General features: G+C 32.2%; 18 protein-coding genes. 8 read left to right on the forward strand and 10 right to left on the reverse strand.

The genetic code is table 11. The features are described 5' to 3' along the window. Nucleotides 1–39 precede the first annotated feature (39 nt). The 5 genes from rpoZ to hisD are packed head-to-tail and all read left to right on the forward strand — an operon-like array spanning nt 40 to nt 3,571. Complete coding sequence (gene rpoZ, locus LWW95_06845) at nt 40–234, forward strand: DNA-directed RNA polymerase subunit omega (GenBank protein MDL1956745.1); 195 nt, start codon at nt 40–42, stop codon at nt 232–234. Continuing rightward, nucleotides 227–676, forward strand: coding sequence for a hypothetical protein (locus LWW95_06850; protein ID MDL1956746.1), 450 nt, complete (start codon nt 227–229; stop codon nt 674–676). Before rpoZ ends, LWW95_06850 begins: the two co-directional genes overlap by 8 nt. After that, entirely contained in the window at nt 673–1,797 is a 1,125-nt protein-coding gene (gene dnaJ, locus LWW95_06855) for a molecular chaperone DnaJ (GenBank protein MDL1956747.1), read from the forward strand. Before LWW95_06850 ends, dnaJ begins: the two co-directional genes overlap by 4 nt. Beyond that, the gene (moaC, locus tag LWW95_06860; GenBank protein MDL1956748.1) at nt 1,794–2,279 is read left to right on the forward strand and encodes a cyclic pyranopterin monophosphate synthase MoaC; all 486 of its coding nucleotides are present in this window, start codon (nt 1,794–1,796) and stop codon (nt 2,277–2,279) included. Before dnaJ ends, moaC begins: the two co-directional genes overlap by 4 nt. After that, complete coding sequence (hisD, locus tag LWW95_06865) at nt 2,276–3,571, forward strand: histidinol dehydrogenase (GenBank protein MDL1956749.1); 1,296 nt, start codon at nt 2,276–2,278, stop codon at nt 3,569–3,571. Before moaC ends, hisD begins: the two co-directional genes overlap by 4 nt. Here the strand turns inward: hisD and LWW95_06870 are convergent. Together LWW95_06870 and LWW95_06875 are read right to left on the reverse strand one after the other, a co-directional pair. Next, nucleotides 3,519–5,096 (reverse strand): ATP-binding protein, encoded by a 1,578-nt coding sequence (locus LWW95_06870; protein MDL1956750.1) that lies wholly within the window; start codon nt 5,094–5,096, stop codon nt 3,519–3,521. The two genes, hisD and LWW95_06870, sit on opposite strands and share 53 nt — an antisense overlap. Then, nucleotides 5,071–6,429, reverse strand: coding sequence for a sigma-54 dependent transcriptional regulator (locus tag LWW95_06875; protein MDL1956751.1), 1,359 nt, complete (start codon nt 6,427–6,429; stop codon nt 5,071–5,073). The genes LWW95_06870 and LWW95_06875 overlap by 26 nt, the downstream gene beginning before the upstream one ends. A 60-nt stretch (nt 6,430–6,489) precedes the next feature. Here LWW95_06875 and uvrA point away from each other — a divergent pair, with 60 nt between their 5' ends. Then, nucleotides 6,490–8,970 carry an excinuclease ABC subunit UvrA gene (uvrA, locus tag LWW95_06880; GenBank protein ID MDL1956752.1) on the forward strand — a complete coding sequence of 827 codons (2,481 nt, stop codon included), beginning with the start codon at nt 6,490–6,492 and terminating at the stop codon, nt 8,968–8,970. Here the strand turns inward: uvrA and LWW95_06885 are convergent. Then, on the reverse strand, nt 8,950–9,897 hold the full coding sequence (locus LWW95_06885; protein ID MDL1956753.1) for a radical SAM protein: 948 nt from the start codon (nt 9,895–9,897) through the stop codon (nt 8,950–8,952). The two genes, uvrA and LWW95_06885, sit on opposite strands and share 21 nt — an antisense overlap. A 212-nt stretch (nt 9,898–10,109) precedes the next feature. Here LWW95_06885 and LWW95_06890 point away from each other — a divergent pair, with 212 nt between their 5' ends. Both LWW95_06890 and yaaA read left to right on the forward strand, forming a co-directional pair. After that, nucleotides 10,110–11,201, forward strand: coding sequence for an N-glycosylase/DNA lyase (locus tag LWW95_06890; GenBank protein ID MDL1956754.1), 1,092 nt, complete (start codon nt 10,110–10,112; stop codon nt 11,199–11,201). A 52-nt stretch (nt 11,202–11,253) separates the two neighbouring features. Further along, nucleotides 11,254–11,556 carry a peroxide stress protein YaaA gene (gene yaaA / locus LWW95_06895; GenBank protein MDL1956755.1) on the forward strand — a complete coding sequence of 101 codons (303 nt, stop codon included), beginning with the start codon at nt 11,254–11,256 and terminating at the stop codon, nt 11,554–11,556. Between the two features lie 14 nt (nt 11,557–11,570). Here yaaA and LWW95_06900 read toward each other — a convergent pair whose 3' ends face one another. From LWW95_06900 to cysS, 7 genes are read right to left on the reverse strand one after another with little or no spacing between them, the layout of a single operon-like run. Next, nucleotides 11,571–12,965 carry an HD domain-containing protein gene (locus LWW95_06900; GenBank protein ID MDL1956756.1) on the reverse strand — a complete coding sequence of 465 codons (1,395 nt, stop codon included), beginning with the start codon at nt 12,963–12,965 and terminating at the stop codon, nt 11,571–11,573. Beyond that, a complete protein-coding gene (locus LWW95_06905) occupies nt 12,949–14,877 on the reverse strand; it encodes a transglutaminaseTgpA domain-containing protein (GenBank protein MDL1956757.1) in 1,929 nt (642 codons plus the stop codon). The genes LWW95_06900 and LWW95_06905 overlap by 17 nt, the downstream gene beginning before the upstream one ends. Then, the gene (locus LWW95_06910) at nt 14,867–15,733 is read right to left on the reverse strand and encodes a DUF58 domain-containing protein (protein ID MDL1956758.1); all 867 of its coding nucleotides are present in this window, start codon (nt 15,731–15,733) and stop codon (nt 14,867–14,869) included. The genes LWW95_06905 and LWW95_06910 overlap by 11 nt, the downstream gene beginning before the upstream one ends. Continuing rightward, the gene (locus LWW95_06915) at nt 15,730–16,695 is read right to left on the reverse strand and encodes a MoxR family ATPase (protein ID MDL1956759.1); all 966 of its coding nucleotides are present in this window, start codon (nt 16,693–16,695) and stop codon (nt 15,730–15,732) included. The genes LWW95_06910 and LWW95_06915 overlap by 4 nt, the downstream gene beginning before the upstream one ends. Further along, nucleotides 16,644–17,798, reverse strand: coding sequence for an MltA domain-containing protein (locus tag LWW95_06920; GenBank protein MDL1956760.1), 1,155 nt, complete (start codon nt 17,796–17,798; stop codon nt 16,644–16,646). Before LWW95_06920 ends, LWW95_06915 begins: the two co-directional genes overlap by 52 nt. After that, nucleotides 17,789–20,347: an alpha-glucan family phosphorylase gene (gene glgP, locus LWW95_06925; protein ID MDL1956761.1), complete on the reverse strand. Its 2,559-nt coding sequence runs from the start codon at nt 20,345–20,347 to the stop codon at nt 17,789–17,791. The genes LWW95_06920 and glgP overlap by 10 nt, the downstream gene beginning before the upstream one ends. Before the next feature lie 2 nt (nt 20,348–20,349). Further along, nucleotides 20,350–21,786 (reverse strand): cysteine--tRNA ligase, encoded by a 1,437-nt coding sequence (cysS, locus tag LWW95_06930; GenBank protein ID MDL1956762.1) that lies wholly within the window; start codon nt 21,784–21,786, stop codon nt 20,350–20,352. Between the last annotated feature and the right edge of the window lie 39 nt (nt 21,787–21,825).

Here is a 21,825-nt window from a genome sequence, read left to right on the forward strand (position 1 = left end):
CTAAAATAAAATTTTCTAATTAAATAAGGAGGTGGTGTTATGGCACGAGTTACAATAGAAGATTGCTTAAAACAAGTGGACAATCGCTTTGCCCTTGTTCACATGGCTGTAAAAAGGGTATTACAATTGAGGGAAGGGGCAAAGCCACTTATAGAATGTAATAATAAAGAGATTGTTGTTGCACTTAGAGAGATTGCTGCAGGCAAGGTGATTAAAAAAGAAAAAAATGAGTAAAAAAATATTTTCTTGTTTAAAAAAAAGAGATTATTTAAATGCTAAAGTATTTGATCGAGAAGAATGTGTTAGATATGGAGAATGGTTTAAATCACAAGGTTTTTTAAGTGATGCTATAGATTTTTTTGCTAAAGCAGAAGCTAAGGAAAAATTAAAAGAGCTTATTCCTCAAATTATTTCAGAAGGTGATGTATTTTTGTTTAAAAAGATTTATCAAGCTTTAAAAGAAAAACCTCAAAAGGAAGTTTGGGAAAAAATTGGAGAAAATGCTTTAAAACTTGGGAAAATGAATTTTGCTTTAAAGGCATTTCAGGAGATAGATAATAAAGAGAAGATAAAAGAAATAGAAGAGACTGTGCAAGCACAGGGGCTTTATATTGCTTCTCAGCTAAGTTTGCCCTTTCTTAAACCAGAGAATAAGAAGTTAAAAAAGAAAAAATGAAAAAGGACTATTACGAAATTCTTGGTGTACCTAGGAACGCAACAGAAGAGGAGATTAAGCGGGCATATAGAAGATTAGCCTTTAAATATCATCCAGATAGAAATCCCGGAGATAAAGAAGCTGAAGAAAAATTTAAAGAAATATCAGAAGCTTATGATGTATTACGTGATCCAGAAAAAAGGGCTATTTATGACCGTTATGGACATGCTGGTTTAGACAGTCATGGAGTAGGTCCCACCTTTAGAGATTTTGATGATATTTTTAGCACATTTAGTGAAATATTTGATGAATTTTTTGGTTTTAGACCAAGCAGACATAAGGTACCAGAAACAGGAGCAGATATTCGTTATGATTTAGAAATCACTTTAGAAGAAGCAGTATTTGGTGTAGAAAAGGAAATCAGTATACCAAAAAAGACTGTTTGTCCCTTTTGTGATGGTTCAGGGATTCAACCTGGTTATCAGCCTCAGGTCTGTGATTTATGTCATGGACGTGGGCAAGTTTATCAGACTCATGGTTTTTTAAAAATAGGCACTACATGCCCCCGTTGTGGTGGAGAAGGTTATTTGATTCTTAATCCATGTAAAAATTGTGGTGGAACAGGTTGGGTAAAAGGGAGAAAAAATATTAAATTAAGAATCCCTCCAGGTGTAGATTCTGGAACAAGATTACGTGTAGAAGGTGAAGGAGAGCCAGGTCTTCATGGTGGTCCACCTGGTGATTTATATGTAGTTATCCATGTTAAATCGCATCCTTTTTTTACAAGAAAAGGCGATGATATTCTCTGTGAAGTACCTATTTCTTTTGTGCAAGCTGCATTAGGAGATGAGATAGAAGTACCTACCTTAAAGGGAACTCAAAAATTAAAAATTCCTCCAGGCACACAACCTGGTCATATTTTTCGTTTAAAACATATGGGTGTACCTCATTTGGGTAGAAGAGGAGAAGGGGATCAGCTTATACGTATTGTTGTAAAGGTACCTACTGATCTCACACAACGTCAGATAGAGATTTTAAAAGAATTTGAAGCTATAGAACAGGAGAAAAAGTCTTCTCCTTATAAGAATTTCTGGAACAAGATGAAAGAGTATCTTAAAACAAAATTTCATAAAAAAGAATGAAACTCACTCATCTTTCTTCAAAAGGTGAAGTGCATATGGTAGATGTTGGTAAAAAAGAAGAAACAGCTCGTTTTGCTATTGCTCGTGGGCGGATTATTATGCGTCCAGAGACTCTTAAACTCATTATGGCTGGAGAGATGAAAAAGGGAGATGTTTTTAATACAGCTAAGATTGCTGGCATTTTAGCAGCAAAAAAAACAGCTGAAATAATACCTCTTTGTCATCCCTTAAATATTACCCATATAGATATCCAATTTATACCTTTGCCAGATGAAAATGCCATTGAAATAGAAAGTAAAATAAGTATTGTTGGTCGTACTGGAGTAGAAATGGAGGCATTAACTGCTGTAGCTATAGCTGCCCTTACTATTTATGATATGAGCAAGGCAGTAGATAAAGAGATGCGCATTACAGATATTCGATTGATACAAAAAAGTGGTGGTCGCAGTGGTAATTATATTTGTTCTGAGCAAACAAAATGAAAGTTTATAAAATTTTTAATAAAGATGACCTAAATGATTTTAAAAAAGAATGGCAAAAAAGAGTTCTTATTCCACCTGAAATTTTGCAGAAAGTGCTTAAGATAATTGATGATGTACGCAAAAAAGGAGATGAAGCAGTAATAGAATATACAAAAAGATTTGATAAGATAGATTTGTGTGAAATTGGTATAGAAATTGATTTTTTAGAGATAGAAAGGGCTTTTGAAGAAAATAAAGAGATTATTCCTTTATTAAAAGAAGCAGCTAATCGTATAAAAAATTTTCACAGTCAATATCTGCCTAAAAGTTGGTTTATTAGTGATGAATATGGGAATTTATTGGGACAAAAAGTCAGTGTAATAGAAAGGTTAGGAGTATATTGCCCAGGAGGTAAGGCTGTTTATCCTTCAACTGTACTTATGAATGTTATACCTGCAAAAGTAGCTCAAGTAAAAGAGATTTTTATGTGTGTACCTACACCAAATGGTAAAATTTCATCTATTGTATTAGCTGCTGCTAAAATAGCAGGAGTAAATAAAATATTTCGGATTGGTGGAGCACAGGCTATTGCTGCTTTAGCGTATGGTACAGAAACAATACCAAAAGTAGATTTTATTTGCGGCCCAGGAAATATTTATGTGGCAGCAGCTAAAAAGTTAGTATTTGGCGATGTTGGTATTGATATGGTGGCTGGACCAAGTGAAATTGCTGTTATTGCTGATGGAAAAGTTCCCCCTAATTGGACAGCAGCAGATTTAATCTCTCAAGCAGAACATGATGAAATGGCTAGCGCTATCTTAATTACTAATTCAGAAGAATATGCTCAAGCTGTATTAAAAGAAATAGAAAGACGTTTAAATGAAATTCCTCGAAAATCTATTGCTAAAGAAGCAATTAAAAATCAAGGTTATATATTTGTAGTGCCTGATTTAGAAATAGCTGCAGAAGTAGCAAATACTATTGCCCCTGAGCATCTTGAACTTTTGATAGAAAATCCCTTTTCCCTTTTAACAAAAATAAAACATGCTGGTGCTATTTTTTTAGGTGAATATGCTGTAGAGGCTATTGGTGATTATATGGCTGGCCCAAATCATACCTTACCTACAGGAGGAACAGCTCGATTTTCTTCAGTGCTTTCTACTGAGCATTTTTTAAAACGCTCTAGTATTCTTTTTATTTCTAAAGAAGGGACAAAAGCCCTTGGGCCAAAAGTTATAGCTTTAGCTCATTTAGAAGGGCTTATGGCTCATGCTTTGAGTGTGGAGGAGAGGTTAAAGGAAAATAGAGAGTAAAAGTAGTTCCTTTATTTAATTCACTCTTTACTTCAATTTTTCCTTCATGTTCACTTACAATCTTATGGACAATGGCTAAACCAAGACCACTACCATGGGCTTTAGTAGTAAAAAAAGGTTCAAAAATGCGATCCTTCATATCCGCAGGGATGCCTTTACCTGTGTCTTCAACATCTACTTTTACCATATTAAAGGAACTATTTTCCATACTAATAATAAGTTTTCCTCCTTCAGGCATTGCTTCATAGGCATTTACAAAAAGATTCCAGAAAATACGTCTTATTTCTTCCTTATTTCCTAAAATATAAATCTCTGGTAAGAGTTTTGTTTCAATAAAAATCTTTTTGTTTTCTAGACCACCTTTAAATAAAGCAACTGTTTCTTCAATCAATTTAGCTAAATTTACTTTTTCTTTTTGCCAAACAGGACGAGCGAAGGTGAGATAATCTGAAATAAGACTATTAAGTCTTTTTATCTCTTGAAGAGAGAGTTCAATTAATGTTTTGCTTTGAAAAGAGATATTATCTTCTTTGCGTAACATTTGTAAACATCCACTAATAGAAGTAAGTGGAGTTCGAATTTCATGTGCCATATGAGAAGTTAATTTATTTAAAAGACTTAATTTCTCCGCTTGCTTAATATGGGTTAAATCTTGAAAAATAACTACTTTACCTACATATTCTCCTGTCTCATTTCTTAAAGAAGAAACGCTTATTCCCAAATAAACTACCTTACCATCTGGTTTGACAAAGGAAAATTCCATCCTTTGTCCTGGAATAAGTTTTTGATATGGAAAAACTTTTTTTAATGGCTGATGTAATAAAAATTGACTTTGATAACCAGTGAGGAATTCTGCAGTTTTGTTCATATAAAGAATGCGATCTTTTTCATTAACTGTAATGACACCACTAGGGATACTTTCAAGGACATGTTTATGTAATAGCTCTAAAAAATGGATTTTTTTTCGTGATTTCTCAAGTTGTTCCAATAATAAACTTATAAGGAAGGCAATGGTAAAAAAAGCACTAAAATTGATTAAAAGCGTAAAAAATACATCCTCTCCTGCCTTTTCACCTAAAGGGGTAATAATGCCAAAATATTGTAAATCTATAAGACCACCATATAAAATACAGCTTAAAGCAGCCATTAAGAAGGCACCACGTTTTTGAAATATCTGAGCAGCTAGGATGATGACAAAGATATATAAAATGGAAAAAAAGCTATTTGCTCCACCTGTGATATAAATAAGGGCTGTAATTAAAAATGGGTCAAGAGAAAGCAAAAAAGAAGACAATATACGATATTCTTTTTTATACCAAAAGAGCCAAGATAAAAAGCTAGTGAAAAAAACAACACCAGTCCATTCTAAAAAATAAATAAAATAAGATGATGGATATGGCCATTTTCCTTTAAAATATAGGAAAATAGCAAGAAGAGAAATGATAAAAACAAATGTAATCCTGAAAAATAAATAGACTTTTAGACGTTGACTATTTGTTTCATTCCTTGGATGAGTCAAGACCATATTTTTGCAATTTATAACGAAAACTTCTAAAACTTAAATTTAAAAGTTTTGCTGCTTCTGTTTTCACTCCTTTTGCTTTTTTTAATGCCTCAATTAATAATTGTTTTTCTATACTAGCTAATTTTTCCTCTAAATCTATACCTTCTAAAGGCAATTCTGCTTTTTCTTCACTCAGTGTTTTTTTCTTTTTAAAAGTGGAGATAATCAAACTTTCAGGCAATATAATATTGCTTGTTTCAAGTGCTACACATCTTTCAATAATATTTTCAAGTTCTCTTACATTACCTGGAAAATCATACTCCATAAGCAAAGAAAGGGCTGAAGCAGAAATATGACGTACTTCTTTACCTAATTCCTTTGAATACTTTTCAAGAAAATATTCAATTAAAATTGGTATATCTTCTTTTCTTTCCCTTAAAGGAGGTACCCTAATAGGGATAACATTAAGCCGATAATACAAATCTTCACGAAAACGGCCAGAAATTACTTCCTGTTCTAAATTTCTATTAGTAGCAGAGATAATGCGAACATCTACTTGTACTTCTTGATTACTACCCAAAGGTTTAAAACATTTTTCTTCTACCACTCTTAACAATTTTACTTGAAGTGTAGGGGATAGATCGCCAATTTCATCTAAAAATATTGTTCCCTGATCAGCACTTTGGAAAAGTCCAATTCTATCCATCATTGCCCCAGTAAATGCTCCTTTTCTGTAACCAAATAATTCACTTTCTAAAAGAGTTTCTGGAATACCAGCACAATTTACTGCTACAAATGGCTTATTTCTTCTTGGACTTAAATTATGAATAGCCCTTGCAATTAATTCTTTTCCTGTTCCACTTTCTCCCATTATTAAAACATTTGCCTTAGTAGCAGCAATTCTAGGCAATTTTTCAAGGAGTCTAAGCATAACTGGACTACGAGCAACAATATTGCCATAATGAATAACCTTTTCTGCTGAAATAGATTTTTCTTTTTTTAAAGCACGTTCAATCAATTTTTTTAATTCATCTAAATCAATAGGTTTTATAACATAATCAAATGCCTCTTCCTTCATTGCTTCAACTGCTGTTTCAATTGAAGGATAGGCTGTAATCATAATAATCTTTATTCTTGGATTTTTATTTCTAAAATGCTTTAATAACTCAATCCCATTTATATCGGGCATCTTAATATCAAGTAAAATTAAATCAAAAGGTTGTTTTTCAAACAATTTTAAAGCCTCTTTACCAGTGGCAACATAATAAGGCTCAAATCCTTCCTTTTTGAGGAAGGTTTCTAAAAGAAAACCAATATTTTTTTCATCATCTACAATAAGGATTTTGTGTGCCATTGATTTTTAAATACCTTAAAAGCTCGTCTCTGTCTAGCTTTTTTGTTATATAATAAAATTATGTCATACATTAGCCTACGTGGTGGTCGGGAGCATAATTTAAAAAACATAAATTTAAATATCCCCCGTGATAAACTTATCGTCATTACGGGGGTGAGTGGTTCGGGGAAAACTACCCTTGCTTTTGATATTCTTTTTGCTGAAGGGCAGCGTCGTTATATAGAGAGTTTACCTGCTTATGTCCGTCAATATATTCAAGTATTGGCTAAGCCTGATATAGATATGTTAAAAGGCATACCCCCTACTGTAGCTATTAGTCAGCGAACAAGTCTTTTTACACGTCGTTCTACTGTAGCAACTATTACTGAGATTGGACATTATTTAAGGCTTTTTTACGCTAAGGCAGGGAAATCATATTGTCCTCAATGTGGAAGGGCTGTTCAGGGAATGAATGAAACAGAAATATTAGAATCTATTTTAAATCGTTGGCAAGAGAAAGAAATAGTTATTCTTGCTCCTAAGGTTATAAGAAAAAAAGGATGGCATAAAGAAATATTTAAAGAAGCGATTAAAAAAGGGTATGAAAAGGTAAGGGTAGATGGAAAAATTATCTCTCTTCCAGAAATTCCTACACTTTCTCGTTATCAAGAACATAGTATTGAATTTATTATTGGAAAAATTAAGCCAAAATCTAATAAAATTTCAAAATTACAAAAAATAATAAATCTTGCTTTAAGAGAAGGAAAAGGAATAATTATTGTTACAGATAAAGAAAATGAGCAAATTTATAGTGAAAAGCTTTTTTGCCCATTTTGCCAAATAGGTTTGCCCAATCCAGATCCACGCCTTTTTTCTTTTAATAGTGTTTTAGGCGCTTGTCCTACATGTGATGGATTAGGAGTAGTAAATGGACATATCTGTTACAGATGTCAAGGAACAAGACTTAATCAATTAGCCCTTTCTGTTAAAGTAGATAATTACAATATTGCTGAAATACAGAAAAAAAGTGTTGATGAACTTATTTATACTTTAAATCATCTTTCTTTAGATGAAAAACAAAAAGCACTTGCTAAAATTATTTTCCCAGAAATCATTACTCGTCTTAAATTTTTAAAAGAAGTAGGACTTGGTTACCTTACTTTAGATAGAAGTGGGGATAGTCTTTCTGGAGGAGAAGCTCAGCGTCTTAGACTTGCTGCTCAATTAGGTTCAAACTTACGTGGAGTATGTTATATTTTAGATGAACCTACAATTGGACTTCATCCTCGTGATAATGAGCTTTTATTAAAAGTATTAAGAAGTTTGCAAAAACGTGGCAATACAGTTATTGTTGTTGAACATGATACTGCCACTATTGAGAAAGCAGATATTGTCATTGATTTAGGCCCAGGTGCAGGTAAAAAAGGTGGTGAAGTAATTGCTATTGGTAGTCCAAAGGAAATAATAAAAAATCCTTTTTCTATTACTGGACAATATTTAAAAAGACCTATTACTCTTTATCCAACACAGGAACTTAAAGATAAAAATTGGCTTATTATAAAAGAAGCAAAGGCATTTAACTTAAAAAATATTGATGTAAAAATTCCCTTAGCTACCCTTACTTGTGTTACTGGTGTTTCTGGTTCAGGGAAAAGCAGTTTGGTAATGGAAGTCATCTATAAAGGGCTTAAGGCTCGCCTGCGCAAGAAAAATCCACCAGATAATCATAAAGAGATGATAGGTTGGGAGAGATTGAATAGAGTATTAGTAGTGGATCATAGCCCAATAGGCCGCACACCTCGTTCTACACCAGCTACATATGTAGGGGTCTGGGATGAAATTCGTCGCCTTTTTGCCCATTTACCAGAAGCTAGGGCAAGAGGATATACTCCAAGCCGCTTCTCTTTTAATGTACCAGGAGGTCGATGTGAACACTGTGGTGGTCATGGGAAAATTAAAGTAGAGATGAGCTTTTTACCAGAAGTTTATGTAGATTGCGAAATTTGTAATGGCAATCGTTTTAATGAAGAAACCTTAAGTATCACTTATAAAGGGAAAAACATTGCTGAAATTCTCAAAATGACTATTGCCGAGGCTGCTGAATTTTTTTCTGCTATTCCTCATATTGTTAAGCCACTTAAAATCCTTAAAGAAATAGGGCTTGATTACCTCACATTGGGACAGCCAAGCCATACCCTTTCTGGTGGAGAGGCACAACGTTTAAAATTGGCTACAGAGCTATGGAAAACTAGCCAAGGAAAAACTTTATATCTCTTAGATGAACCTTCAACTGGTTTACATCGAGCAGACATTGAAAAACTGATTAAAGTATTTAAAAAGCTTGTTGAGGCAGGAAACACCATTATTGTCATTGAACATAATTTAGATATTATTGCTGCTGCTGATTATATCATTGACCTAGGTCCTGAAGGAGGAGAAAAAGGAGGCTATCTTGTTGCCTCAGGCACTCCATTAGAAATCATGAAATGCAAAAACTCATATACAGGAAAGTGGTTAAAGCGTGCAGTGGATATAGTAAGCTTAAATAAAACGAAACCTTAACAAGAAGCGTTTTTGAGCTTCATCTAAACGGGTAATCCCTGCTTTAATGGCTGCCTTAAGTGCTTCTTCATATTCTTCTAATGTAAGAGAGCGATTTAAATAAGAGTCTTTATAAGCTTCTCCGCAAGGACGATATTGAGCCATAACATTTACATAAGTATTTGGAGAGATTTCATTAGCAATAAATTCCATAATTTCTTTTGTATTAGCCAAACCATGAGGAAGTACTAAATGTCTTACAAGTAAACCTTCTTCAGCTATACCTTGTTCATTAATACGCAAATCTCCTACTTGACGATGCATCTCTTTTAATGCCTTTCTTGCCACTTCTGGATAGTCTGGTGCTTTTGAATAGCGTTTTGCTACTTTAGGATCCCAATATTTGAAATCTGGCATATAAATATCTACTATGCCATCTAAAATCTTTAAAGTTTCAACTTTATCATAACCACTTGTATTATAAACCAAAGGGATAGAAAGTCCTCTTTCTACAGCAATTTTTAATGCTCCCAAAAGCTGAGGTACTACATGAGTAGGAGTAACAATATTTATATTATGACATCCCTGTTCTTGTAAAGAAAGCATTATTTGAGCAAAAATATCTAAAGTAATCTCTCTTCCTTCACCAAGATGGCTGATTTCATAATTTTGACAATACATACAAAGTAGATTGCAACGAGATATAAAGATAGTGCCAGAACCATGTTTCCCTACAAGTGGGTCTTCTTCACCAAAGTGGGCAAAAAAACTTGAAACAATAGGTAATTCACCTGTTTTACATATCCCCTTTTCTCCTTTAAGTCTATTTACTTTGCATTCCCTTGGACATAAAGTACATTTTTCTAAAATCTTATATGCTTCTTCAATCTTTTTTTCTAAAGAACCATCCTCATATGCCCTTACATATCTGGGAATATATTTTCCCATTTATTACTCCTTCCTTGACTTTATAACATATTTAGGAGATAAGAAAAAGCGGGAAAACCTCTTGGTGGAATGCTTAATGCTGATGGATGGTGAATATGAATGGCTCAAAAAACTATGTAAAAGACAAAAAGAACTTGCATTAAAGAAAAACTCTGAACTTTCAAAAATTTCTAAGAAAATTTTAAGAAAAATGTAAATTTAGGAGAGATAGGATGGGTTTCCTAAATTTTTATTGCGATAAATGTGGGATGTGTTTTAAAGAATTAGAAAGAATAAGAAGAGAAAAAATAATGTTTAAAAGTTGGACTAGTAATAAAAGATTCACTTCTACAAGATACGGAATCTATTCAATAAGTGATGATGAAATAATATTCATAAGAGGAACAAGTAAACCATCTTGGCCTATTAAATATGAAGCTTTTAAAAAAATCCATGATGCAATATGTAATGGAGAGATAGAAAATACGCCTAGAGAAATAGATAAATTTTTAAGAACAAAGGCTGAATGTTATTTAAGTTCATTGTTTAAATATTTCCGATGCGGGGAGAAAATTAATAAAGACAATAAATCATTCACTTCCCGAAAAAATAAGATAATTTCTATATTAACAAAATTGGGCAAACAAAATGATTTTATAAAATTTGATCAGTTTGAACCAGAATATAAATTTTTTCTTCATACTAAAAATAAATCTAAAAAAGAGCTTCTCTGTCTTATAGGGGTTTGTGCAGGTATTATTGATTATCAATTAGCAGGAAATGCTTTTATTTTTTGGAATGATTTAGAAAAATTAGTCAGCATAAGTAAATTGAAATCTCTTGAGGACATAAAAAATTTATTTAATGACTTCCTTAATTTAAAAGTAAATAAACGTTTGAATGAAACAAAAAGGAAAGCTTTAAATAAAGTTTTTAACTCAATATTTTTTAACGACTTTAAGAAAAACTTTTCCTTTTATCTGAAAGATCCAAAAAAGCTATGGCAAGAGGTTTCCCAAGTTACAGGTAGAAAAAAAGATATGAAAACAGTAACAATATCAATGAAAATATTTGACCTATTTCATCTTGTCTATTTTAATAGCTATGCCTTTAAAGAAAGCCTTCCAATACCTGTGGACATTCATGTAAGAAATATAACAATATTCAGAATAGATAGTCTTTTATGGCAATTGGGCAGAACATATACTGATAATAAGGATAATTGGTATCAAGAAGTAATATCTTACCTTACCCAAAAAATACAATTAAGTTATCCAAAAGCTAAGGAAATTATAAATGAAATGTTTTGGAGGATTCTTAAATGAAAAATAAAGTTCTTTTTTTGATACCCTGTTCTAAAAAAAGACAGATAAAGAAGTGATTAAGTGTAATCAGAAAACAGTATTTGATTATTTATCTCCACAATCCCAACAAAAGCTTAAGAAAGCAAGAGAAAAATTTAAAGACTGTATAAAGTCAGATTCCAATTTGATAAATGCTTTGAGTAGATATAATGGGCATTTGTATAATGTAGCTCCCTCTTTTAAACAGAAATTATTTAATATTAAAGAAAGTAAATTAGATTTATTCATTATTTCTGCTGGATTTGGCATTGTACATGCATTTGAAAGAATACCAGATTATGATTTAAGAATGGATAACAAGATTGTAAAACAATGAGTTTTTCAAAAAAATTAATATTCCTTTACCTTCCTCTCCAACCACTCTTTAGCTTCTTCTTTTGTCTTAATTTTACCAGCTAATTGTGCCTCTTCTATTTCTTGTAATAATTTCCCAATAATTGGGCCTGGTTTTAATTTAAACCAATTAATAATATCATGACCAGTAACTAAGCGATGTCTTTCTTTTATAGAAAGAAATTCTTTTCTTATCTTCATTATTTCTTTAAATAAATTAATAAATTCTTGATCATAATCTTTTGGTTTACCTGGACCATTTGCTGCAAAATTATCAGCAAGGGCAAGTAAAAATAAGCCAATTGTATGTGGCTCACTCTTTCGGATGATGCGATGCATTGCCTTTAATGTTAATTGATTTTTTTGATAAAGAGAAAGCAAATGGAATGGCCAAAGATGATGGATAATAAGAAAAGAGATTAAATCTTTTTCTTTATTAGAGAAATGCAATCTTGAAGCAATATTTAAAAAAAGTTCAGCCCCTACTTTATTATGTCCATAAAAAGTAAAATGATTTCCTTTTTTTTCTTGAGTACTTGGTTTTCCTAAATCATGGCATAAAGCTGCCCATTTTAAACAAAATATATGAAATGGTTCTTTGACATATTCCTTAATTTCTTTTTTAAAATCTAAAATTATATTTTCAGGCTTCAAGATTAAAGATTCTATCTGTTTTAAAGTAAGCAATGAATGTCCATAAACATCTAAATGATGAAAGCCATTTTGTAATACACCTTTTAATGCATCTAACTCTGGCAAGATAGAAGAAAATATACCTGAATTTCCCATTTCTTTTATCCAGTAAGAGGCATTCTCTGTAAGAAATAATCTTTTTAATTCTTGATAAATCCTTTCTCCAGCAATATTTTTTAAAAGAGGGGCATAACGTTTTATAGTAAAATATGTCTCTTTTTCTAAATCAAAGTTTAATTCAGCACAGATTCTAAAACCACGAAGTATCCTTAATGGATCTTCCCATAATGCCTTTTTATTAACCATACGTAAGACACAATTTTTTAAATCTATCTTTCCTTTAAATGGATCAATAATCTTTTCTGGCTGAAAGATATTTATAGCTAGGGCATTAATAGTATAGTCTCTGGCAGAAAGGTCAGAGATTATATCTTTTCCTCTAAAAGGTGTGAAATCAAAATAAAGATTATCTTTTACTACTCTATATGTCTCCCACTCTTCATCTAAAATAACAAAATGTCCATTTATCTTTTTAGCAAAAAGAAAGGCAATATCTTTTGGTCTTTTTTCTACAGTAATATCAAAATCCTGTATTGGTCTTTTTAATAATAAATCCCTTACTACGCCACCAACAAGATAAACCTCTTTGAGATTTAATTTTAAAGCAATATGTTTTAAAATCTCAATCCATTCTTGCATTTTTATTTTTAAGATAATTTTTTATTTCTTTTAATAACTCATTTAAATACTTTTTTCTTTTATCATCCATTTTCTCTTTTCCATAACGTACTTCATAATAATTTAAAGCAAAATCTTTTATCATTTGAGAGAGTTTTGGGTCTATTTTTTCTATATATTTAGCCCATTCAAGCCCACCTTCTGAAGATGGACATCTAAAACCATAATTTTTTAAAATTGATTGAAGTTGTAAAAGAGGTGTCTTTTTATTTTTTCTCTTTAAAAAGTAAAAGAAAGTTGAGATTAAAAATGGTATTAAAGATAAAAATATAATTTTTTTAGACCATTTAAATTGGGGATATTTTATCTGCCAATTATTTTTTGGTGTAAAAATACGTTTTAATTCAGAGAATAATCTTCTTTGTGTAGAAAAATCATAATTTATGACATAGGCATACCAACGCAATTTTAAATAATCAATCCATTTTGAAAGGAATAAAAATTTATGTTTTTTTATAAAATGGGCAGGAGTAGGATCAATCCTTTTCCATGTCTTTCCATCCCAATATTCTACCCAAGTATGGGCATCTTTTTGCAATACAAGATAATAATTGCCCATTTCATTCCATGTTCCACCATAATAACCACCTATTAATCTGGCAGGGATACCAGCAGTCCTTAAAAGTAAGGTTAAGGCAGAAGAGAAATGTTCACACCAACCTTGATGAGTAGAAAAGAGAAAATCGATTATAGGGTCTCCTTTTGATTCATTTACTTTTAAAGAATAACGAAAAGGAGGTTGATTTAAAAAATGTTTAATTTTTTCAGCAATAATAGAAGGAGAATCTTCTTTTTTTATTAAATTTTTAACAATTTCTTTTAATCTTTCTTTAATACTTTCTGGCACTTGTAAATAAATATTTTTTTCTTCTGGATTAATTGAAGAGGCTGGAAAGGATGGACAAGAAAATGCCTTGTATTCTATTCGCATTGAGACATTCCTTGGCAATGAAATACTGAAATTTTTTAACATAAAGATAAAAATCCTTTTTGGAGCAACAGGTTTTATAAGAATAGGGTATTCCATAGCAAAGAGTGTTTTTCCTTGATATGGTTCTAAAAAAATTGTCTGTTTATAAGTAGATGGACAGGTAAAATCTTTTCTTTTAATTTTTTCTTTAAAATGCATTTGCCAACTGCCATTTTCATAAGTATCATAGACAATGCCACGCCAATAAGGGATAAAAGGAAGTTTTTTTGACAAAATAACTCTAAATGCTACACTTTTATCTTCTCTAATCTCTTGAATCTTTTTTAAATTTATTTTTTCTCTAAAACCTGTTTTTGCCTTTGGGTTGAAACCAAAACCAAATAAAAATGTGTAAGGAGAACGAGGAAGACATATAAAAAAGATAATGGCAAAAAGAATGACAAATAAAGTAAAAAATGAGGAAAAATAAAATAATGGTCTCTTAATAATATTTATCTCACCTGTTTTTTGAGCAGTTAAAAAACAGAGTCCTGTTAGGCTAATATAAAGAAATGCTAAAAGTAAAAAACCAAATCCTAAATCTAAGCGAGTAATAGATGCCATACAGAATAAAAATAAATTTAAAGTGTAAATTTGCCATAAATCACGATTTTTTAATGGACTTAAGAATTTTATAAGACTTAAAATAAACAATATCCTTAAAAGTATTTCAAAAGCACCTGTTGAAGGAGTAAAGAATGCAAATAAAATCAAAGAGATGGCTAAAAGATTTAGAGTAATACCAGAAAGATAAAAATGCCATTTAAGATGATTTAAGTAAGTAAGAAGGATAATTAAAACAACAATTGACCACCAATTAAAAGAAATTTCTTCTAAAAGGCTCACAGCCCCTAAGAAAAAACCTAAATATGCACAAATAACAGGTAAATCTTTAGGTCTCATAAAGGGCAAGTGTTTTTAAAATCTCTTTTCTCTGTTTTTCTCCTTTTTCTGGAGGTAAATAAATAGATGGTGTTTTTAAACCTACAGCATAATCCTTTTTAAAAAATAAATTAGCTAAATAAGTTAATCTTCCAAGTTGATTTTCTAAATCATTTTTATTTGACAAGATAAGTAAAACTTTTTTTGAACCATCTCCTTCATATTCCTTTAAAATGAATTTTCCTAATCTAGCTGTAGCTAGCCAATGCACATGTCTTAAATACTCACCATTTAATGATTCTCTCAATCCCTTAAAATCTTCTTCACCCTTTTTTTGAACATCTTCGTGTCCAAAATCTTTAAGCATAGATGAAAAATCACAAACAATAGGTTTTGGATAAACAAGACATTTTTCTTTAAAAGATAATTTAAATCCTCTTGAAAAAAAGCTTAAAGGAAAGTATGAAAAAATAAAAATTTCTGGTATATTTTGCCATCCTCTTCTTTGAAAGACTGTCCAGAGATAAATAGAAGCCTCCTTTTTAGGAGGAAGAAATGTAAGCCAGGAAATAGAAAATGAATTTTTTATTCCCAAGAGAAAGCTTGGAAAATATTGTTTCTTATTTTTTATTTTGATAATTAAAAATGTCTTTTTTTTAGCATAAATTTCTTGAGGAAGTTCTAATGTAAAATCAAGATTGATTAAATTAATAAAGGAAGAAAAACCAGATAAACCCATAATAGAAAGCATTAAAGCAGCAATAATATAAAGGAGATTATTGCCAGTATTTATAGCAGCTACCCCTAAAATAATAGTAAGGATTACAAAGACAATACCTGCTATGGTGATTTTTACTTTAAAACGTCCTTTTTTCATAAAGGTAATGGTGATGTATTTAAGATTTCCTTAAGTAAGATCTCTCTTGCTGATAAGTTTGTCTCTTCCTTTGGTAAAAGGCGATGGAAGGCTATTGGGATAAATACTGTTTTTATATCTTCAGGGGCAACATAATTTCTACCTTCTAAAAATGCATATGCTTTAGCTGCCTTTATCCAAGCAAGGGCACCTCTAGGAGAAAGACCATAACGGAATGTGTTATCTTTTCTTGTTTTTTCTATTATTTTAAGAACATAATTTAATAAATCTTCATGAAGATGAATTTTTTGTATCTCTTTTTGCATTTTAATTATTGTTTCTGGTGTAAATACAGAAGGTAAATTCCTTGCCTCTTCTTGAAGTCTTCCATGCTTTAAGATTAAAGCCTCTTTTTCTGGAGAAGGATAACCTAAGGTCAAACGCATAAAAAATCTATCTAATTGAGATTCTGGTAGAGGGAATGTGCCATGGAGTTCATAAGGATTTTGAGTAGCAATGACAAAAAAAGGAGAGGGTAAAGGTTTTACAACCCCTTCAATACTTACTTGTCTTTCTTCCATAGCTTCAAGTAAGGCACTCTGTGCTTTGGGAGTAGCACGATTGATTTCATCAGCAAGGATTACTTGATGAAATATAGGGCCTGGTCTAAAAATAAAATGACCTTCTTTTGGCTGATAAACCAATCCTCCAATAATATCAGCAGGCAATATATCGCTTGTAAATTGAATCCTAGCAAAAGAACAACCCAATACCCTTGCTAAAGCTATAGCCAATGTTGTTTTTCCTGTCCCTGGCACATCTTCTAGAAGGAGATGTCCACCTGCCAAAAGACAACTAAAGGCAAGTTTTACCTCTTTTTCTTTTCCTATAATTACCTGATTAATGAGCTTAAGAGCATTTTTATAAAGATTCATTTCTTCTTTATCAGTAAATAAAGTTTTCCTCTGCGTGCCATATAACATGCCTTTGCTTCTGCTTTATTACCTGTGCCAAAAAAAATATCAGCTCTTCCTGGCCCTTTAATAGCACTGCCAGTATCTTGAGATAAAGCAAAGGAATGAAATGTTTGCCATCCTTTTAAATTCTGTTTATCATCCACAATAGGTATCTCTGTCTGTAAAAAAAGCATACTGCCTTTTGGAAAAATGTTTGGATCTGTGGCTAAAGAATAATAAGGGGTTAAAATTTCATCTAAAGCACCTAGTGGGCCTTTTTCTACAATTTGAAAGAATATATAGCTTTCATTTACAGAAAATATCTTTTTCATCATCTCAGGATGCTTCTTAAAATATTTTTTTATTTTTATACCATTTGGTTTTTCCAAAAGACCTAATGTTTTCATTGCTTGTCCAATGCTTTTATAAGGGCGACCATTTGAAATGGCATAATGTAAATAAATCTTTTTGCCATCAGGCAAAATAACAATACCAGAACCTTGAATATGAAGGAAAAAGAGTTCTATAGGATCATCTACCCAAATTATTTCATATCCCTTTCCAGCAAGTTTTAAAGAATAATCTATTTCTGCTCGACTATAAAAAGGAATAACTTCATTTCCTCGTACCATGCCAATAAGTATACGAGGTGGTAATGTCTTATCAAAGCGTTTTAAGTCTATTTTTAATAGTTCATCTGGCACTCGATAAATAGGATATTTAAATCTTTCATTTGGAGAAAAACTGCCATAAAGTATTGGTTGATAATAACCAGTAAAAAGCACTTCTCTTTTTTGATTTAGACCAGCGGCTTGATAAAGGTCAAAGTAATTTCTAATGCAACTTTGCCAATTAGATTTATTTAAACAATATTTAAAAATTTTAAGACTCTCTTCCATTTCTAAAGCAGTATAAGGAGTTCCTGCTACCAAAAAAGTATAATCAGGAGGAAGTTTTTGGTAATAATTGAGACTTTTTTCTAAGGCAACAAAAAATGTATCTAAATCCTGTGGTTTTTTTAAAACTGGCCATTTTTTAAAAGGCAATTTAATAAGATTAGGCGGTGGTTTTGGTGGTGGCAAACAGCCTACAAAAATGCAAAGAATAAGAAAAATAATAACTATCCCCACACCACCAATACCCCAAGTAGATAATAAGAAGGGACAAGATAAGGATGATAAGGAGTAATCTTTATACGATAGCCATATTTGCCTGTTTCATCACAATAAAAACGAGCTTCAAATCGATAAATTCCCTTTTCTTCTGAACCAACTGCCTGCATAGGTATAGTTTCTCTTTCTACTAAATTGCCTGCTGGGGTGAGTCGACCATAATAAACTTCTACTTTTACTTCATCTGGTTTGAGATCTCCTAAACGCACTAGAGCATTAATTTTAAATTCTTCACCAACAGGTATTTCCAATTCATTAGCTGGTTCAATTTTTAATACTGCTACCTTATTCCAGTTAGTCATAATCCTTGTTTTCCATGCTGAAAGTGCTTCTGCCCCTTTCATGCCATCCTTTGCTAAATTTTGCCAATAATCAAGAGCAGGGAAGTAAAGTTGATCAACATATTCTTGAAGCATACGGTGAGTGTTAAAACGGGGGCAAAGATAACGCATAGACATCTTCATTTTACGTATCCAGCCATGAGGTAAACCGTCTGGTCCTCTATTATAAAATAATGGAGCAATTTCATGTTCAAGGAGATTGTAAAAAGAATTGCTTTCTACTTCTGCTTGATATTCAGGATTTGTATATTCTTCATGAGAACCAATAAGCCAACCAAGTTCTGGACGATATGCTTCTGCCCACCAACCATCACTAGTACTAAAATGTATAGCTCCATTAGCTACTGCTTTCATCCCACTTGTACCACATGCTTCATTTGGTCTTAAAGGGGTATTTAACCATACATCAGCCCCTTCAACTAGATATCTAGCTACTTCCATATCATAATCTTCAATAAAGACTAAGCGTTGTCTAAAACATTCATCATTAGTCAGAGCAATAATTTCTTTAAGTATTGCCTTTGCTGGTTCATCTGCTGGATGTGCCTTTCCAGCCATGATAATTTGAACTGGGCGCGTAGGATTATTTAAAATTTTTGCTAATCTTTCAGGATCACGAAAAATAAAATTTGGTCTTTTGTAAGTTGCCATGCGTCTTGCCCAAACTAAAGTTAATGCCTCTGGGCTCAAAATTTGACTTACCTTCATAATTTCACTTTGAGAAGCGCCCCTTCTCATAAGTTGTTTCCTCAACCGTCTTCTGCAAAAGGCTACTAATCTTTCTCTTCTACGCTCATGAGTACCCCATAGTTCTTCGTCAGGTATTTCAAGCACTTGCGACCACACTTTTTCATTATCAGGATCTTCAAACCAATGTGGTCCTAAATAGCGGTCAAAAAGCTCAGCCATTTCTTTAGAAACCCAAGATGGTATATGTATGCCATTTGTAACATATGGTATAGGAACATCTTCTTTAGAAAGATTTGGCCATAATATGTGCCAGAGTTTTTGTGAAACAGTTTTATGTAATTTGCTGACAGCATTAATATGTCCAGAAAGTTTCATTGCTAAAATGTTCATACAAAATGGTTCATTATGATCTGCTGGGTTTTTCCGACCAAGTCCTAAAAGCACAGGCATAGATATACCTAAGCTTTCTGTATAGTTGGCAAAATATGCCTCAATCAGATGAGGATCAAATACCTCAATACCTGCTGGTACTGGAGTATGAGTAGTAAAGACATTACTTGCCATGACTGCTAGATGGGCAGCATCGAAAGAAATACCTGTTTTTTCACGCAAAATACGAATTCTTTCAAGTCCGGCAAAGGCTGAATGCCCTTCATTCATATGGTAAATAGTTGGCGAAATACCTAAGGCATTCAATGCCCTTACGCCACCAATTCCTAATAAAATTTCTTGCCTTAAACGAATCTCTCTATTGGCATCATATAAATAAGAAGTAGTGTGGCGAATATGAGGAGGATTTTGTGGTATATTTGTATCTAAAAGATAAAGTTTTATCCGACCTACATCTACACGCCAAATTTGAGCATATGCTTTTTCATGCTTAAAATCTACAGAAATCAGTATAGGGTTGCCATTTTCATCTTTTTCTAAATGTAATGGCATATGATAGAAATCATTTGGTGGATATGTTTCTTTTTGTATGCCTTCTCTAGTAAGTGTTTGGCGAAAATAACCATATTGATAAAGCAAGCCTACGCCAATTATGGGCAAATTCAAATCACTAGCAGATTTAAGATAATCTCCTGCAAGGATGCCAAGTCCTCCAGAGTACATAGGAAGGCAATCTGTTAAACCAAATTCTGCAGAAAAATAAGCAACTAAAAAATCTTTCTTTGTTTCAAAAAAAGGAGTAAAATAGGGATTTTCAAGATAAGATTTAAACTCATTATAAACACGATGCATATAGGCTAAAAATGCTTCATCTTGAGAAATTTCTTGAATACGTTTATGACTCAATTGACTGAGCATAAGCACTGGATTATGCCCAGTTTCTTCCCATAACCATCTGTCAAGCCTTCTAAAAAGGGCAATAACTTGAGGATTCCAAGCAAACCAAAGATTATAAGCTAATTCAAGTAAAGGTTTTAAATTATCTGGCAAACGTAATGTAACTGTAAATGTGTGAAATTGTGTCATCTTTAGCTCCTTTTTACCCGCCAGGTAGTTCCTTGAGGGGTGTCTTCAAGGATAATACCTGCTTTTTTCAATTCCTCTCTAATAGCATCTGCTGTTGCCCAATCTTTCTTTTTCCTTGCTTCTGCCCGTTTGGCAATAAGCCTTTCTATCTCTTCTACACTTAAGCTTACTCCTTGTGTTAAAAAATCTTCTGGCAGGCATTGACAGATACCAAATACTTTTCCCCATTCCTTTATCTTTTTTATAGCCCAAGCAATTAATTCTTTATTAATTTCTGTTTTTTCTAGATATAAATTAATAGCTTTAATGCTATTAAAAATTTGAGAAAGGGCAAGAGCAGTATTAAAATCATCATTCATAGCCTCTTTAAACTTTTCTTCATTTTTCATTAATTCCTGATAAAGTAATTCATTTTTTAAATTTTCAGGGTTAATTTCATTTATTTTACCTATCCTTTCCTGAGCACGTTTTAAGCTTAAATAAATTCTTTCTAAGGCACTTGTTGCTTCTTTTAAAGCTTGATCAGAAAAATCTATTGGACTGCGATAATGATGGCTTAAAAAAAACAATCTTATTGCCTCTGGATGAAATTTTGCAAGTACTTCTCTAATAGTAAAAAAGTTTCCTAAAGATTTAGACATTTTTTCTTTATTAACCATAAGAAAGCCATGATGAATCCAGTAACGAACAAATGGTTTTCCAGTGGCAGCCTCAGATTGAGCAATTTCATTTTCATGATGAGGAAAGATTAAGTCTTGACCACCTCCATGAATATCAAAAGTTTCTCCCAAATATTTCATACTCATTACTGAGCATTCTAAATGCCATCCAGGTCTTCCTTTTCCCCAAGGACTATCCCACCATGGTTCACCAGGCTTTGCCTTTTTCCATAAAGCAAAATCTAAAGGATGGCGTTTTTTGGGATTTGGTTCAACTCTTGCACCAGCAAGCATTTCATCTAGACTTCGATGAGAGAGGCAACCATAATGTGGAAAACGCTCTATACTAAAATAGACATCACCATCTGCTTCATAGGCATAACCTTTAGCTAATAACTTTTCAACCAAAGCAATCATTTCTGGAATATGTTCTGTTGCTCTAGGTTCAATATCCGCCTTATCAACTCCAAGTGCATCCATATCTTCATAAAATGCCTTAATATAGTATTCGGCAATTTCATGTGCAAGTTTTCCTTCCTTTTTAGCCCGATTGATAATTTTATCATCTACATCAGTAAAATTGCGAACAAAAAGCACATCATAATTTAAATAACGTAAATATTTAACAATGACATCAAAAACAATAGCAGAACGGGCATGTCCCATATGACAATAATCATAAGCTGTAATACCACATACATAAATGCCTATTTTACCTGGCTGCAAAGGAACAAATTCTTCTTTTTTTCTTGTGAGAGTATTGTATACATATAATGCCATCTTTTTACCCCTAAAAAGCAATTGTTAGCAGTAAAAATA

The organism is Candidatus Desulfofervidus auxilii (genome assembly GCA_030262725.1).
Lineage (GTDB): Bacteria > Desulfobacterota > Desulfofervidia > Desulfofervidales > Desulfofervidaceae > JAJSZS01.

Bases quoted from the DNA above. Each gene is read 5' to 3' on its own strand.
- hisD (MDL1956749.1), top strand. From the start codon at position 2,276: ATGAAAGTTTATAAAATTTTTAATAAAGATGACCTAAATGATTTTAAA.
- rpoZ (MDL1956745.1), top strand. From the start codon at position 40: ATGGCACGAGTTACAATAGAAGATTGCTTAAAACAAGTGGACAATCGC.
- LWW95_06870 (MDL1956750.1), bottom strand. From the start codon at position 5,096: ATGGTCTTGACTCATCCAAGGAATGAAACAAATAGTCAACGTCTAAAA.
- moaC (MDL1956748.1), top strand. From the start codon at position 1,794: ATGAAACTCACTCATCTTTCTTCAAAAGGTGAAGTGCATATGGTAGAT.
- cysS (MDL1956762.1), bottom strand. From the start codon at position 21,786: ATGGCATTATATGTATACAATACTCTCACAAGAAAAAAAGAAGAATTT.
- glgP (MDL1956761.1), bottom strand. From the start codon at position 20,347: ATGACACAATTTCACACATTTACAGTTACATTACGTTTGCCAGATAAT.
- LWW95_06885 (MDL1956753.1), bottom strand. From the start codon at position 9,897: ATGGGAAAATATATTCCCAGATATGTAAGGGCATATGAGGATGGTTCT.
- LWW95_06890 (MDL1956754.1), top strand. From the start codon at position 10,110: ATGGGTTTCCTAAATTTTTATTGCGATAAATGTGGGATGTGTTTTAAA.
- LWW95_06915 (MDL1956759.1), bottom strand. From the start codon at position 16,695: ATGTTATATGGCACGCAGAGGAAAACTTTATTTACTGATAAAGAAGAA.
- dnaJ (MDL1956747.1), top strand. From the start codon at position 673: ATGAAAAAGGACTATTACGAAATTCTTGGTGTACCTAGGAACGCAACA.
- LWW95_06900 (MDL1956756.1), bottom strand. From the start codon at position 12,965: ATGCAAGAATGGATTGAGATTTTAAAACATATTGCTTTAAAATTAAAT.
- uvrA (MDL1956752.1), top strand. From the start codon at position 6,490: ATGTCATACATTAGCCTACGTGGTGGTCGGGAGCATAATTTAAAAAAC.
- LWW95_06905 (MDL1956757.1), bottom strand. From the start codon at position 14,877: ATGAGACCTAAAGATTTACCTGTTATTTGTGCATATTTAGGTTTTTTC.
- LWW95_06875 (MDL1956751.1), bottom strand. From the start codon at position 6,429: ATGGCACACAAAATCCTTATTGTAGATGATGAAAAAAATATTGGTTTT.
- LWW95_06910 (MDL1956758.1), bottom strand. From the start codon at position 15,733: ATGAAAAAAGGACGTTTTAAAGTAAAAATCACCATAGCAGGTATTGTC.
- LWW95_06850 (MDL1956746.1), top strand. From the start codon at position 227: ATGAGTAAAAAAATATTTTCTTGTTTAAAAAAAAGAGATTATTTAAAT.